This window comes from Streptomyces sp. NPDC002784 (assembly GCF_053592135.1).
Map to the genome: position 1 here is coordinate 351,817 of NZ_JBSFVD010000004.1, position 12,815 is coordinate 364,631.

Below are 12,815 nucleotides of genomic sequence, written 5' to 3' on the forward strand. Positions count from 1 at the left end.
TCGTACACGGACCGCTAGCGTGCCCTGCATGACGACTGCCGACTCAGGAGCACACCCCCGGTTCGCCGCCGCCCTGGAGGAACGGGGGCTCGGCGCCGTGCAGGAACGGATCCGGCGCTTTCCGGAGGCCACCCGGACCGCCGCGGAGGCGGCCGCCGCGATCGGGTGCGAGCTCAGCCAGATCTGCAAGTCCCTGATCTTCGCCGCCGACGGGGTGCCGGTGCTGGTCCTGATGGACGGGGCCTCCCGCGTCGACGTGGAGCTCGTGCGCCGGGAACTCGGCGCCGGGAAGGTCACCCGGCCGAAGGCGGACGTCGTCCGGGAGACCACCGGGTACGCCATCGGCGGGGTGCCGCCCTTCGGGCACCGCACGCGTACGCGGGTGCTCGCCGACCGCTCGCTGCTCGACCACGACCTCGTCTGGGCCGCCGCCGGCACGCCGTACACCGTCTTCCCCATGGAACCCAAGACCCTGATCGCCCACGCCGGCGGCACCCTGGTGGACGTGCGCGAGCGCGACGCGTGACGCCACTGGTCGCGGCCGCCGTCCTGCTGGCCGCGGTCACCCACGCCGGCTGGAACGCCCTCGCCCACCACATCCCCGACAAGCTCGCCGGGTTCGCCCTGATCTCCGGGGGCGGCGTGGTGATCGGGCTCGCGCTGATGCCGTTCACGGCGGTTCCGGCGGCCGGGGCCTGGCCGTATCTGCTCGCCTCCGCGGTGATCCACATCGGCTACTACGCCCTGCTGATGCGGTCCTTCCGGCTCGGCGACTTCGGGCAGGCCTACCCGATCGCCCGCGGCACCGCGCCGCTGGTCGTCACGGTGCTCGCCGCGCTCTTCGCCCACGAGGTACCGGACGGCTGGGCGGCCGCCGGTGTCGTCGTCTCCTGCGCGGGGCTGACCGGGGTCGCCCTGTGGGGGCTGCGCGGACGCCGGCCGGACTGGGCGGCGATCGGCGCGGCCCTCGCGACCGGCCTGACCATCGCGGCCTACACGGTCGTCGACGGCCTCGGCGTGCGGGCCTCGGGCTCCTCCCTCGGCTACATCGCCTGGCTGATGACCGTGCAGGGCGTGGTGATCCCGGCGTACGCGCTCCACCGCTGGCGGGGCGGCACGGCCGCGGTCCTGCGGCCGTTCGCCGCGCTCGGCCTGCTCGGCGCGGCCCTGTCCGTGGCGGCCTACGCCCTCGTCCTGTGGGCCCAGACCCGGGCGGCCCTGGCGCCGATCGCCGCACTGCGGGAGTCCTCGATCATCGTCGGGGCGGCGATCGGCGCCGTGTTCTTCAAGGAGAGGTTCGGAACACCACGCATCGTGGCGGCGGGCCTGCTGGTGGTGGGGATCGGACTGATGCTGCGGGCGGGTTAGCCCCTGCCGTTGGGATCACCCCGGTGCCGCGGGGTCTGGCACGGCCTCCCCCAGAGAGGGACCCCAGCCGCCTCCGCCTCGCAGCTGCACGCACCGGACCCCGCTCGGGTCGGCCGAGACGCACCCACCTCACGGCCGGGCTGATTCAGACGGCGTGGCTGTAGCCGAACGGGGTGGGGTCGTGGAGCGTGGCCGGGTGGGTGATCGTGCGCTCGTCGGACGTCATGATCCACTCAACGCCCCGGAACCGCCCGCCCATTCCGGGTGCGTGCGGTGGTGCGGAAGGTGGCTGGAGGAGCACCCTGGAAGCAACGGTTCCGGAGGTGATCGTCATGATGCGGACCACAGTGGGATGGCACGTGGAGATGGAGTTCAGCGAGGACGACCAGCACACGCGCGCGGCGGCGATGGTGCGTCTGCCCGACGGGTCCGAGGTACGGGCCCAGGGGCACGCCAGCCGCCACCACACCGACGCGAATCAGCCACGGGTCGGCGAGGAGATCGCCGGGGCGCGTGCGCTGAATGAACTCGCCATGCAGCTGCTGACCAAGGCGCACGGGGAGATCGACGCGGCGTCGGGGCGGACCTCGCACCCGATCCACGTATGAGGCGCGGGGCCTGAGGGTCACGCGCCCCGCGTGAGCGACTCCCGTACCGCTCGCACCAGTGCCTGCGCACGGGGGTCCGCCGTCACCGTCTTGCGGAAGCCGTTGGTGACATAGCCGAAGGCGATGCCCGAGGCGGGGTCGGCGAAGCCGAGCGAGCCGCCGCGGCCGGGGTGGCCGAAGGAGTCGGGGGACAGGAACGGGGACGCGCTGCCGTGCAGCATGAACCCGAGGCCGAAGCGGGTGTTGACGACCAGCACCCGGTCCGGGCCGGCCGACTCCTCCGTGCGGGCGAGCCGGGCGGTGGCCTCGTCGAAGAGCCGGACGCCGTCGACCTCGCCGATCAGCGCCGCGTAGACGCGGGCGAGGCCGTCGGCGGTCGCTATGCCGTTGGTGGCGGGCAGCGCGGCCGCCCGGTACGCCGGGTCGTTCTGGTCGGGGAAGGGGGTGATCGCGGCGAAGGCCCGGCGGGTGAGCGAGCCGGCGTCGGCGTACGCCTCGGTCACCGACCGCTTGGGCCGGGCGCGCAGCACCGCACCGGAGGAGGGCTCGGGACCGTCGATGCGGCCGACCCGTCCCGCCCGCCCCGCGGCTTCCTCCGCGGCGGGCAGCCCCAGCCAGAAGCCGGCGCCCAGCGGCCCGGCGATCTGCGCCGCGATCCACTCCCCGGCGCCCTGCCCGGTCACCCGGCGCACCAGTCCGTCGAGCAGCCAGCCGTAGGTCAGCGCGTGATAGCCGTGGGCGCTGCCCGGCTCCCAGGCCGGGGCCTGCGCGGCGACCGCCTCGGGACCCTTCGCCGGGTCCAGCGCCTCCGCCGGGCTGAGCGGACGGTCCAGCACCGGCAGCCCGGCCCGGTGGCCCAGCACGTGCCGGACCAGCACCCGCTCCTTGCCCCGCGCCTTGAACTCCGGCCAGTACTCACCCACCGGCGCGTCCAGGTCCAGCAGCCCCCGCTGCCGCAGCAGCAGTGGTACGGCGGCGGCGACGCCCTTGGTCGCCGAGCGCACGACCTGCGCGGTGCCGCGCCGCCAGGGGGCGGTGCCGTCGATGTCCTTGGTGCCGGCCCACAGGTCGGCCACCTTGCGGCCGTCCCGGTACACGGCCACCGCGGCGCCCCGGTCCCCGAGCGCCGCGAAGTTCCGTGCGAACGCCTCTCGGACCGGCTCGAAGCCCTCGGCCACTGTGCCGTTCACGTCCACGCCCGTACTCCTCGTCCCGCCGCCCGGTGCCTGCGTCTTCCCTTCACCCAAGCAGGATCGTCACGCCGATGTTCCCGCGGGTCTCGTCGGAGCGGGAGCGGCCGGGACGGACCGCGGGTCGAAGCCGAAGGGCAGCTCCAGCCGGTGCGCCCGCATCAGGTCCTCGTCCGCGAGCAGTTCCCCGGTCCGGCCGTCCGCGGCGATCACCCCGTCGCTGAGGACCAGCGCGCGCGGGCACAGCTCCAGCGCGTAGGGCAGATCGTGGGTGACCATGAGCACGGTCACGTCCAACGAGCGCAGGATGTCCGCCAGTTCGCGGCGGGAGGCGGGGTCGAGGTTGGAGGACGGCTCGTCCAGGACCAGGATCTCCGGTTCCATCGCCAGCACCGTCGCCACGGCCACCCGGCGGCGCTGCCCGAAGGACAGATGGTGCGGCGGCCGGTCCTTGAACGCGGCCATGCCGACCTGCTCCAGCGCCCGGTCCACGCGCTCCTCCAGCGCGGCCCCCTTCAGCCCGGCCGCGGCGGGGCCGAAGGCCACGTCCTCCCGGACCGTCGGCATGAAGAGCTGGTCGTCGGGGTCCTGGAAGACGATGCCGACCTTGCGCCGGATCTCCGCCATGTGTTCCCGCCCGACCGGCAGCCCCGCGACCTTCACCGTGCCGGTGCCGCCGGTCAGGATGCCGTTGAGGTGCAGCACCAGGGTGGTCTTGCCGGCGCCGTTCGGGCCGAGCAGCGCGACCCGTTCGCCGCGTGCGACACGGAAGTCGACGCCGAACAGGGCCTGGTGGCCGTCGGGGTAGGCGAAGGCGAGGCCGGAGACCTCCAGAGAAGCTGTCACAGCGTCCATCCCAGCAGACATACGACGAGGGCGGCGAGGGGGAGGGTGAGCGCGTACGTCCACTGCGCCCGGGACGCGGTCACCTCGTCGATGACCGGCATGGCACCTGCGTACCCGCGGCTGATCATGGCCAGGTGCACGCGCTCGCCGCGTTCGTAGGAGCGGATGAACAGGGCGCCCGCCGTCTTCGCGAGCACCCCCCAGTGCCGCACGCCGCGCGCCTCGAACCCGCGCGACTCGCGCGCGATGCGCATGCGCCGCATCTCGTCGGTGATGACATCGCCGTAGCGGATCATGAAGGACGCGATCTGGACCAGCAGGGGCGGGAGCTTCAGGCGCTGCAGGCCGAGCAGCAGCTCGCGCAGCTCGGTGGTGGACGCCAGGAGCACCGACGCGGCGACGCCGAGCGTGCCCTTCGCCAGCACGTTCCACGCGCCCCACAGGCCGCTGACGCTCAGCGACACGCCGAGCACCTCGACCCGCTCGCCCTCCGCCACGAACGGCATCAGCACCGCGAACGCGACGAAGGGCACCTCGATCAGCAGCCGCTTGAGCAGGAAGCCGGCGGGCACGCGCGCGAGGCAGGCGACGCCGGCGAGCAGGACGGCGTACAGGCCGAACGCCCACATCGCCTCCCGCGGGGTGGACACCACGACCACCACGAACGCGATCGTCGCGGCGAGCTTGGTGTGCGGCGGCAGGCCGTGCACGGGGGAGTGCCCGTGCCGGTAGAGCCGGTGGGCGTGCCCGGCGCCCATGTCAGACGCTCGTGCTCACGGGCGAGGCGTCCTCGTGCGCGCGCCGCCTGCGCACCGTCCAGAACACCGCGGTGCCCGCGACGACCGTGACCCCGACGCCGATGACGCCCGCCAGCCCCCCGGACAGGCGGGCGTCATCCACGTCCTTCACGCCGTAGTCCGCCAGCGGCGAATCGGCGTAGGCGTGCTCCTCGGCCTTCTCGTCGATGCCGTTGTCGGCGGCGACCTTCTCCAGACCGTCCGGATCGGCGGAGGCGTAGAAGCTGACGACGCCGGCGAGGACGAGCGAGGTGGCCAGGCCCGAGATCCACAGCGTCCGGCGGGAGGCACGCGCCGCGACGGGCGCCGCGTCCGCCCCGTCGGCCGCCGGGACGTCGACCAGCTCGCCGTCGACCCGCAGCTGCAGCCGCTGACGCAGGTCCCGCGCGCCGTACACGAGGTCGGGGCGTACGGCGATCACCGCGCCCACGGTCAGTGCCGTGATCGCCGCCTCGCCGATGCCGATCAGCAGGTGCACGCCGACCATGGCGCCCGCGACCTTGCCGATGGAGACGTCCGTGGTGCCGCCGATCGCGTACATCAGCGTGAAGGCGAGTGCCGCCGCCGGGACCGAGACCAGCGCGGCGACGAAGGAGGCGACGGTCACCGAGCGGCGGGTGCGCGGCAGCAGCTTCACCAGGGCGCGGAAGAGGCCGTACGCCACGACCGTGGTGACCACGGCCATGTTGGTGATGTTCACGCCGAGCGCGGTCAGGCCGCCGTCCGCGAAGAGGATGCCCTGCATCAGCAGCACCACGGACACGCACAGCACGCCCGTGCAGGGGCCGACGAGGATCGCGGCGAGCGCGCCGCCGAGCAGATGGCCGCTGGTGCCCGCGGCGACGGGGAAGTTCAGCATCTGCACCGCGAAGATGAACGCGGCCACCAGGCCGGCCAGCGGCGCGGCGCGTTCTCCGCCCTGCTCGCGGCGCGCGCCGCGCAGGCTCACGGCGACCGCGGCGGCGGCGACCGCTGCGGTCGCGACCGACGTGGGGGCGTCTATGAATCCATCAGGCACATGCACCGTTCGATGATAGTGGCTTGTTGCGAACGTCTTGCAAGAGCGTGCGGAGGTGAACAACCGGCGCAGAGTCTCCGGCCCCCGCGGGCGCCCGGCGGGAAATATGCGACATTGGAGAGGAAGCGGATTCACAGCTTTCGCATAGGTCGCTCAGCGTAAGGGGCCGTCCGATGTCCGTAGTCGAGCAGTACGCACGAGCCCACATCGTCACGGACACGGACGTCCGCGTGCAGGAGGACCGGGACGCGGTACCGGTCGTCCTGCGCTACGACCCCGACCGCGACCCCCGCGCGGTGCGGTTCGGACTGCCCGGGTCGCACGAATGGACGTGCGACCGGGCGCTGCTGGAACAGGGGCTGCGCGCCCCGGCCGGCAGCGGTGAGGTCCGGGTGTGGCCGTGCGGCCGGGTGCAGGCGGTGGTGGAGTTCCACTCCGCGCAGGGCGTCTCGGTGGTGCAGTTCGAGACCAAGGCGCTGCTGCGCTTCCTGCGCCGCACCTACATCGCGGCCGCCGAGCCCGTACGCGGCTGAGTCAGCCGCCCCGCTTCAGCAGCGCGGCCACGATCGGCCCCGCCGTCTCCCCGCCGTGCCCGGCCGCCTGGACGACGCCCGCGGCGGCGAGGTCGCCCCGGTACGCGGTGAACCAGCCGTTCGGCTTCTTCTGGCCGTCGACCTCCGCCGAGCCGGTCTTGGCGCCGACGTCACCGCTCACCCCGGCCATCGCCTCGGCCGCCGTGCCGTAGGCCGCCGTATAGGCCATCAGCTCGCGCAGCTGGGACAGCGTGCCGGCGGACATCGTGCGCGAGGCCGTCGCCAGCTCGCGGCCGTCCACCTCGGGGGGGACCAGGTAGGGCTGGCGGAAGACGCCCGACTTCACCGTCGCGGACACCGACGCCATGTTCAGCGGGTTCATCCGCACCCCGCCCTGGCCGATCAGCTCGGCCGCCATCTGCGCCTTCGACTGCACCGGGACGGCGCCGTCGAAGGTCGAGACGCCCACGGACCAGTTGTTCAGGCCGAGGCCGAAGACCTGCTGGGCCTGCTGGGTGAGGCTGTCGTCGTCCAGCTCGGGCGCCTGGCTGATGAAGGCGGTGTTGCAGGAGCGCGCGAAGCTCGCCTTGAAGGTGCCGCCCTTGATCAGGAACTTGTCGTCGTTCTGGAACTTCCAGCCGCCGTACGTGAAGTACTTCGGGCACGGATGCGCCTTGTCCGCCGAGGCCAGGCCCTTCTCGATGAGCAGCGAGGAGGTGATGACCTTCATGGTGGAGCCCGGCGCCAGGGAGCCCTGGAAGGCGGTGTTGAAGCCCTTGGAGGCGTTCGCGGCGGCCAGGATCTCGCCGGTGGAGGGGCGCAGCACGACCACCGAGGAGCGCGCCTTCTTGGCGACCTGCTCCTCGGCGGCGGCCTGGAGGGCCGGGTCCAGGGTCGTCTTCACGGTGCCCGGCGTGCCCTTGCTGAGCTCCAGCAGGGTCTTCTCCGCCGCCTCGGACTTCTTCGCGCGGGCCACGCGCAGCTCGATGCCCGCCTTGCCGCCCGCCGTCTTGCCGTACTTCTCGCGCAGCGAGTCCAGGACGGGGCCGAGCGAGGGGTACGTCGCGGTCGTCAGCTGGCCGCCCTCCCGGTCGAGCGCCTTGACCGGCGGGGTGCCGGACTCGCCGGTGACCAGGGTGTCGCCGTCCTTGAGGTCGGGATGGACGACGGACGGCCGCCACGCGACGACCGGTTCGCCGTCGGTCTGCCGCCGTACGACGGTCAGCGCGCTGTCGTAGGCCAGCGGCTTGCTGAGCTTGCCGTGGGTCACCGTGCCCTTGACGGAGAAGGGGACCTCGGCGCCGGTGGGGGTGCCCGCGGTGAGCGTGACGTCCCGCACCCGGGCGTCCTCGGTGAAACCGGTGAGCAGCTTGCGGGCCGCCGCCGCGTCGTCCGTGGCCGCGGCCGCCCCGGCGACGCTGCCCTGCTGCCAGGCGGTGAGGAAGGCACGGGAGGCGGTGGCGACCTCCCGGGCGGACAGGGGGCCCGTCCTCACCGTCTTCTCGCCGGCGGAGGTGCTGCGCCCGCGGTCCTCGGCCGCCGAGGAGCCGCCGTACAGCGCGTAGCCGGCCACGGCCGCGCCGACGGCGACCACGGCGATGGCCCCGCCGGCCAGCACCGCGGGACTCGTCTTCCGTCGCTCGGCGACGCGCCTTCTCTTGCCCACTGTCTTCCGATCCTCCGCGAGATCCCGAGGTTCCCGTCAGCCCAACGAGGGGACCACCCTAGAGTCCCGAACCCCGGCGGGTGACGTCAGCCACCCGCCGCCAGCACCGCCTTCACGATCGGGCCCGCCGCCTCGCCGCCGCGTCCGCCGGACACGCTCATCGCCGCCGCGGCGACGTCGTCGCGGAAGCCGGTGAACCAGCTGTTGGCGGTCTGTCCGTCCACCTCGGCGGAGCCGGTCTTGGCGCCGATGTCGCCGCCGAGCCCGGCCATCACGTCCCGGGCGGTGCCCTGGGTCGCGGTGAGCCGCATCATCTGCTTGAGCTGGGCGGCGGTGTCCGGCCGCAGGCCCTGGGCGGTGGCCAGGGGCCGGCCGTCCAGGTCGGGGGAGACGAGGTACGGCTGCCGGAAGGTTCCGGTGATCGCGGTGGCTGTGACCGACGCCATGTTCAGCGGGCTCATCTGGACCTGGCCCTGGCCGATGGCGTTGGCCGCGCGGTCCGGTCCGGTGGAGGCGGGCACGCTGCCGTCGAAGGAGGAGATGCCGGTCTTCCAGTTGTCCTTGCCGAGCCCGAACCGCTCCTGCGCCTCCGCGGTCAGCGAGGCGTCGGTCAGCGGCTCCTCGTCGACGAGCTTGATGAAGCCGGTGTTGCAGGAGCGCATGAACGTGTCGGCGAGCGTGGCGCTCTCGTTGGCGGCCAGGCCGGGCAGGTTCTTGAAGGTCTGGCTCTGCCAGGTGGCGGTGTCCGGGCAGGGGGCGGGGCCGTTCATCGAGGCGACACCGTTGTCGATCAGCATCGCCGCGGTGATGATCTTCATCGTGGAGCCGGGCGCGACCCGGCCCTCGAAGGCGGCGTTGAAGGCGTCCTCGCGGTGGTTCGCCACCGCCAGCACCTCGCCCGTGCTCGGCTTGACGGCCACCACCGACGACTCGGCGTAGCTCTTCACCGCCCGCTCGGCCGCCGCCTGCACGCCCGCGCTCAGCGTGGTGCGCAGCGTGCCCGCCTTGCCCGCGGCGAGCGTGAGCAGCGGGGTGTCGGCGGCGCCCTCGGCGGCGTGCCGGATCACCAGCTCGACGCCGGGCGTGCCGCCGGCCTTGTCGCCGTAGCGGTCGCGCAGGGTGTCCAGGACGGGGCCGAGCGAGGGGTACTTCGCCTTCGTCAGCACCTGTCCGTCGCGGTCCACGGCCTCGATGGGCGGGCTCTCCGACTCACCGGTGACGAGGGTGTCGTCCTTCTTCAGCTCCGGGTGGACCACGGCCGGATCCCAGTCGACCAGCGCCTTCCCGGAGGTCTTTCCCCGCACGACCTTGAGCTCGCTCTTGTAGGTGAGCGGCTTGCTCTTCCCCTCGTACGACACCTTCGCGTCGACGGTGAAGGGCACGACCCCGCCGTTCGCCGCCCCCGGCGTGATCTTCACGCCGGTGATGTGCGCGGCCTGTTCGTAGGCGGTCAGCAGCGGCTGGGCCGCCTGGTCGAAGTTGGTGTACGACGCCGCCTCGGCCGCCTGCCCCTTCTCCCAGGCCGCGAAGAACTTCCCGGCCGTCTCCTCGACCTCGTCCCCGCTCGGCGGCCCGGTCCGCGTGACCGCGGGCCCGTTCGCGTCGCCGTCCAGCGCCGACACCACGTTGTAGGCGCCGTATCCGGCGCCCCCCACCATCACCGCGAACACGCCCCCGATGACGGCGGCCTTCACCCCCTTGCCCATTGGGCTGTCCCTCCCCGTTTCCCCAGTGGTCTTCGCACTGTAAAGGGAGGGTGTGACAGCGGGGGCGGGTGTTCCCGGATTGTTGCTATACCCAGGTATCCAGCCACATGCGTGAACGCCAGTCGTCGATCGGAATCGCGGTGCCGGTGAAGATCGGCCAGAAGTAGATGAAGTTCCAGGCGATCAGCAGCACCAGCACGCCCGCGCCGGTCGCCCCCGCCACCCGGCGGGTCTCGCTCGACTTCGGCGGTCCGACGATCGCGCCGAGCAGCATCGCGACGGCCAGGCACAGGAAGGGCAGGAACACCACGGCGTAGAAGAAGAAGATCGTCCGCTCCTGGTACATGAACCAGGGCAGATAGCCGGCCGCGATGCCGCAGGCGATGGCGCCCGCGCGCCAGTCGCGGCGGAAGAACCAGCGCCACAGCACGTACAGCACCGCGAACGCGGCCACCCACCACAGCAGTGGCGTGCCGATCGCCAGCACCTCGCGCGCGCACTTCTCGCCCGCGTCGACCGGGCAGCCGTCCTTGCCGGGCGCGGGGGACTCGTAGAAGTACGAGACAGGGCGGCCGGTGACGAGCCAGCTCCACGGGTTGGACTCGTACGTGTGCGGCGAGGACAGGCCGACATGGAACTCGTACACCTGGGACTCGTAGTGCCACAGGCTGCGCCACCAGTCCGGGAAGAGCCACGACCAGTCGCTGTTCCTGCCGTCGGTGGCGGCCCAGTTGCGGTAGTAGCCGCCGGAGCCGTCGGCGGGGGAGAGGATCCAGCCGGTCCAGGACACGATGTACGTGAGGACCGCGACCGGCACGGTGGCCAGGAACGCGAAGCCCAGGTCGTGCTTGAGCACCGCCGCATGCGGGCGGCGGGCGCCCGCCACCTTGCGGGAACCGACGTCCCACAGGACCGTGAGCAGGCCGAACGCGGCCAGGATGTACAGGCCGTTCCACTTGGTGCCGATGGCCAGGCCCAGCATCAGGCCGGCCGTCCAGCGCCAGGGGCGCCACCCCAGGCGCAGGGTCTCGGCGAGGTGCGCGTCCGGGCGGACCCGGCCGTCGGCGTCCGCGGGCAGGGCGGCGGCGAGTTTCTCGCGCGCCTTGTCGCGGTCGATGACCAGACAGCCGAACGCGGCCAGCACGAAGAACATCAGCACGCCGTCGAGCAGCGCGGTGCGGCTCATCACGAAGTGCAGCCCGTCCACCGCCATCAGGGCGCCCGCGAGGCAGCCCAGGAAGGTGGAGCGGAAGATCCGGCGGCCGATGCGGCACAGCATCAGCACGGACAGCGTGCCGAGCAGCGCGGTCATGAACCGCCAGCCGAACGGGTCGAACCCGAACATGAGCTCGCCGAGCCCGATGACGTACTTGCCGACCGGCGGATGCACGACGTACGCCGCGTCCGACGGGAGCTGGACCTTGTCGCCCATGGACAGGACCAGGTCGTTGGCGTTCTTGTCCCAGTTGACCTCGAAGCCGCGGTGGACGAGCGCCCAGGCGTCCTTGGCGTAGTACGTCTCGTCGAATATCACCGCCTTCGGGCTGCCCAGGTTCCAGAACCGCAGCACGCCCGCGAACAGCGTGATCAGCAGCGGACCGCCCCAGCCCGACCAGCGCACCAGCCGGCCGGCGAGGGCCGGCGGCGCTCCGAGCACCGCCCACAGCCGCGGACCGGGCTGCACGTACGGCGGCACCAGGCGGTCGCGGACGTCGGCTCTGGGCCCCGCCGAATATCCGAATCGGCGCAGCCGCTGCTGCCACGAGGGCCGCTGGTCGTGCGGCGCCTGGCCCTGCCGGGTGTCCGTGGAGTCCATGGACGACGCTGTACTGGTCACCGCGCCATCGTAGGGAACCCTTCTGTGGGAGTCCCGCGCATGGCGCCTGCGAGGATGGAAACGTGACAGGAACCCTTGTTTTGGCAGGCACCCCGATCGGCGACATCACGGACGCCCCGCCCCGGCTCGCCGCGGAACTCGCCGGCGCCGACGTCGTCGCGGCCGAGGACACCCGGCGGCTGCGCCGGCTGACCCAGGCGCTCGGCGTCACGCCCAAGGGGCGGGTCCTGTCCTACTTCGAGGGCAACGAGTCCGCCCGGACCCCCGAACTCGTCGACGAACTGCTGGGCGGCGCGCGGGTGCTGCTCGTCACGGACGCGGGGATGCCGTCGGTGTCCGACCCGGGGTACCGGCTGGTCGCCGCGGCCGTCGAGCGGGACATCAAGGTCACCGCCGTGCCCGGGCCGTCCGCCGTGCTCACCGCGCTCGCGCTGTCCGGGCTGCCCGTGGACCGGTTCTGCTTCGAGGGGTTCCTGCCGCGCAAGGCGGGCGAGCGGCTCTCGCGGCTGCGGGAGGTCGCCGAGGAGCGGCGCACGCTCGTCTACTTCGAGGCCCCGCACCGCCTGGACGACACCCTCGCCGCGATGGCGTCCGTCTTCGGCGAGGAGCGGCGGGCCGCGGTGTGCCGGGAGCTGACCAAGACCTACGAGGAGGTCAAGCGCGGCCCGCTTTCCGAGCTGGCCGCGTGGGCGGCCGAGGGCGTGCGCGGCGAGATCACCGTGGTCGTGGAGGGCGCGCCGGAGAAGGGGCCCGAGGAGATCGGGCCCGAGGAACTGGTGCGCCGGGTGCGGGTGCGCGAGGAGGCGGGCGAACGGCGCAAGGAGGCCATCGCGGCGGTGGCGACGGAGGCGGGCCTGCCCAAGCGGATCGTCTTCGACGCGGTGGTGGCAGCCAAGAGCCGGTGACGGGGTGGGGGCGGCCGGGAGCCGCTGACGCGGTGGGGGCTGCCGAGAGCTGCTGACGGGCTGGGGGCGGGCCTGGGGCTGCTGATGGGGTAGGGGCGGCCTGGAGCTGCTGATGGGGTGGTGGCGGGCCTGGGGCTGCTGATGGGGTAGTGGCGGGCCGAGAGCCGCTGACGGGGTGGGGGCGGCCTGGAGTTGCTGACGCGGTGGTGGCGGCCAGAGCCGTTGACGGGGTGGTGGCGGGCCTGGCGCTGCTGAGGTGGGGGCGGCCGAGAGCCGCTGACGTGGTGGGGGCGGCCGGGAGCCGCTGACGTGGTGGGGGCGGGCCAAGGGCCGCTGACGCG

At 72.9% G+C, this 12,815-nt stretch carries 12 protein-coding genes and 1 pseudogene; 5 read left to right on the forward strand and 8 right to left on the reverse strand.

The window, feature by feature from the left end; genetic code table 11:
• The first annotated feature begins 28 nt into the window (after positions 1 to 28).
• The gene (locus tag ACWD1Z_RS11575) at positions 29 to 526 is read left to right on the forward strand and encodes a YbaK/EbsC family protein (protein ID WP_451117682.1); all 498 of its coding nucleotides are present in this window, start codon (positions 29 to 31) and stop codon (positions 524 to 526) included.
• Positions 523 to 1,368, forward strand: coding sequence for an EamA family transporter (locus ACWD1Z_RS11580; protein WP_451117684.1), 846 nt, complete (start codon positions 523 to 525; stop codon positions 1,366 to 1,368). The genes ACWD1Z_RS11575 and ACWD1Z_RS11580 overlap by 4 nt, the downstream gene beginning before the upstream one ends.
• Positions 1,369 to 1,516: 148 nt before the next feature.
• On the opposite strand, the pseudogene ACWD1Z_RS11585 reads toward ACWD1Z_RS11580, so the two are convergent.
• A pseudogene (locus ACWD1Z_RS11585) lies at positions 1,517 to 1,594 on the reverse strand (RidA family protein); the annotation flags it as partial.
• Positions 1,595 to 1,700: 106 nt separating this feature from the next.
• Here ACWD1Z_RS11585 and ACWD1Z_RS11590 point away from each other — a divergent pair.
• A complete protein-coding gene (locus tag ACWD1Z_RS11590; protein WP_451117685.1) occupies positions 1,701 to 1,976 on the forward strand; it encodes a DUF1876 domain-containing protein in 276 nt (91 codons plus the stop codon).
• Between the two features lie 17 nt (positions 1,977 to 1,993).
• On the opposite strand, the gene ACWD1Z_RS11595 is transcribed toward ACWD1Z_RS11590, so the two are convergent.
• From ACWD1Z_RS11595 to ACWD1Z_RS11610, 4 genes are read right to left on the reverse strand one after another with little or no spacing between them, the layout of a single operon-like run.
• The gene (locus ACWD1Z_RS11595; protein ID WP_451117687.1) at positions 1,994 to 3,172 is read right to left on the reverse strand and encodes a serine hydrolase domain-containing protein; all 1,179 of its coding nucleotides are present in this window, start codon (positions 3,170 to 3,172) and stop codon (positions 1,994 to 1,996) included.
• A gap of 60 nt (positions 3,173 to 3,232) precedes the next feature.
• Positions 3,233 to 4,021 carry an energy-coupling factor ABC transporter ATP-binding protein gene (locus ACWD1Z_RS11600; protein ID WP_451117689.1) on the reverse strand — a complete coding sequence of 263 codons (789 nt, stop codon included), beginning with the start codon at positions 4,019 to 4,021 and terminating at the stop codon, positions 3,233 to 3,235.
• Positions 4,009 to 4,770, reverse strand: coding sequence for a cobalt ECF transporter T component CbiQ (gene cbiQ, locus ACWD1Z_RS11605; RefSeq protein WP_451117691.1), 762 nt, complete (start codon positions 4,768 to 4,770; stop codon positions 4,009 to 4,011). The genes ACWD1Z_RS11600 and cbiQ overlap by 13 nt, the downstream gene beginning before the upstream one ends.
• A 1-nt stretch (position 4,771) precedes the next feature.
• Positions 4,772 to 5,833, reverse strand: coding sequence for an energy-coupling factor ABC transporter permease (locus ACWD1Z_RS11610; RefSeq protein WP_451117692.1), 1,062 nt, complete (start codon positions 5,831 to 5,833; stop codon positions 4,772 to 4,774).
• 167 nt (positions 5,834 to 6,000) lie between these two features.
• On the opposite strand from ACWD1Z_RS11610, the gene ACWD1Z_RS11615 reads away from it, so the two are divergent.
• Positions 6,001 to 6,360: an SsgA family sporulation/cell division regulator gene (locus ACWD1Z_RS11615; protein WP_451117694.1), complete on the forward strand. Its 360-nt coding sequence runs from the start codon at positions 6,001 to 6,003 to the stop codon at positions 6,358 to 6,360.
• 1 nt (position 6,361) lies between these two features.
• Here the strand turns inward: ACWD1Z_RS11615 and ACWD1Z_RS11620 are convergent, their stop codons facing one another.
• From ACWD1Z_RS11620 to ACWD1Z_RS11630, 3 genes are all read right to left on the reverse strand, one after another.
• Positions 6,362 to 8,026 carry a penicillin-binding transpeptidase domain-containing protein gene (locus ACWD1Z_RS11620; protein ID WP_451117696.1) on the reverse strand — a complete coding sequence of 555 codons (1,665 nt, stop codon included), beginning with the start codon at positions 8,024 to 8,026 and terminating at the stop codon, positions 6,362 to 6,364.
• Between the two features lie 86 nt (positions 8,027 to 8,112).
• Positions 8,113 to 9,732 carry a penicillin-binding transpeptidase domain-containing protein gene (locus ACWD1Z_RS11625; RefSeq protein WP_451117697.1) on the reverse strand — a complete coding sequence of 540 codons (1,620 nt, stop codon included), beginning with the start codon at positions 9,730 to 9,732 and terminating at the stop codon, positions 8,113 to 8,115.
• 85 nt (positions 9,733 to 9,817) lie between these two features.
• Positions 9,818 to 11,569, reverse strand: coding sequence for a dolichyl-phosphate-mannose--protein mannosyltransferase (locus tag ACWD1Z_RS11630; protein WP_451117699.1), 1,752 nt, complete (start codon positions 11,567 to 11,569; stop codon positions 9,818 to 9,820).
• Positions 11,570 to 11,631: 62 nt separating this feature from the next.
• Here ACWD1Z_RS11630 and rsmI point away from each other — a divergent pair, with 62 nt between their 5' ends.
• Entirely contained in the window at positions 11,632 to 12,474 is an 843-nt protein-coding gene (rsmI, locus tag ACWD1Z_RS11635) for a 16S rRNA (cytidine(1402)-2'-O)-methyltransferase (RefSeq protein WP_451117700.1), read from the forward strand.
• Positions 12,475 to 12,815 lie beyond the last annotated feature (341 nt).

Coding starts and splice junctions, on each gene's coding strand:
- ACWD1Z_RS11575 (WP_451117682.1), top strand. CDS start 29: ATGACGACTGCCGACTCAGGAGCACACCCCCGGTTCGCCGCCGCCCTG.
- ACWD1Z_RS11590 (WP_451117685.1), top strand. CDS start 1,701: ATGATGCGGACCACAGTGGGATGGCACGTGGAGATGGAGTTCAGCGAG.
- ACWD1Z_RS11600 (WP_451117689.1), bottom strand. CDS start 4,021: ATGGACGCTGTGACAGCTTCTCTGGAGGTCTCCGGCCTCGCCTTCGCC.
- cbiQ (WP_451117691.1), bottom strand. CDS start 4,770: ATGGGCGCCGGGCACGCCCACCGGCTCTACCGGCACGGGCACTCCCCC.
- ACWD1Z_RS11615 (WP_451117694.1), top strand. CDS start 6,001: ATGTCCGTAGTCGAGCAGTACGCACGAGCCCACATCGTCACGGACACG.
- ACWD1Z_RS11625 (WP_451117697.1), bottom strand. CDS start 9,732: ATGGGCAAGGGGGTGAAGGCCGCCGTCATCGGGGGCGTGTTCGCGGTG.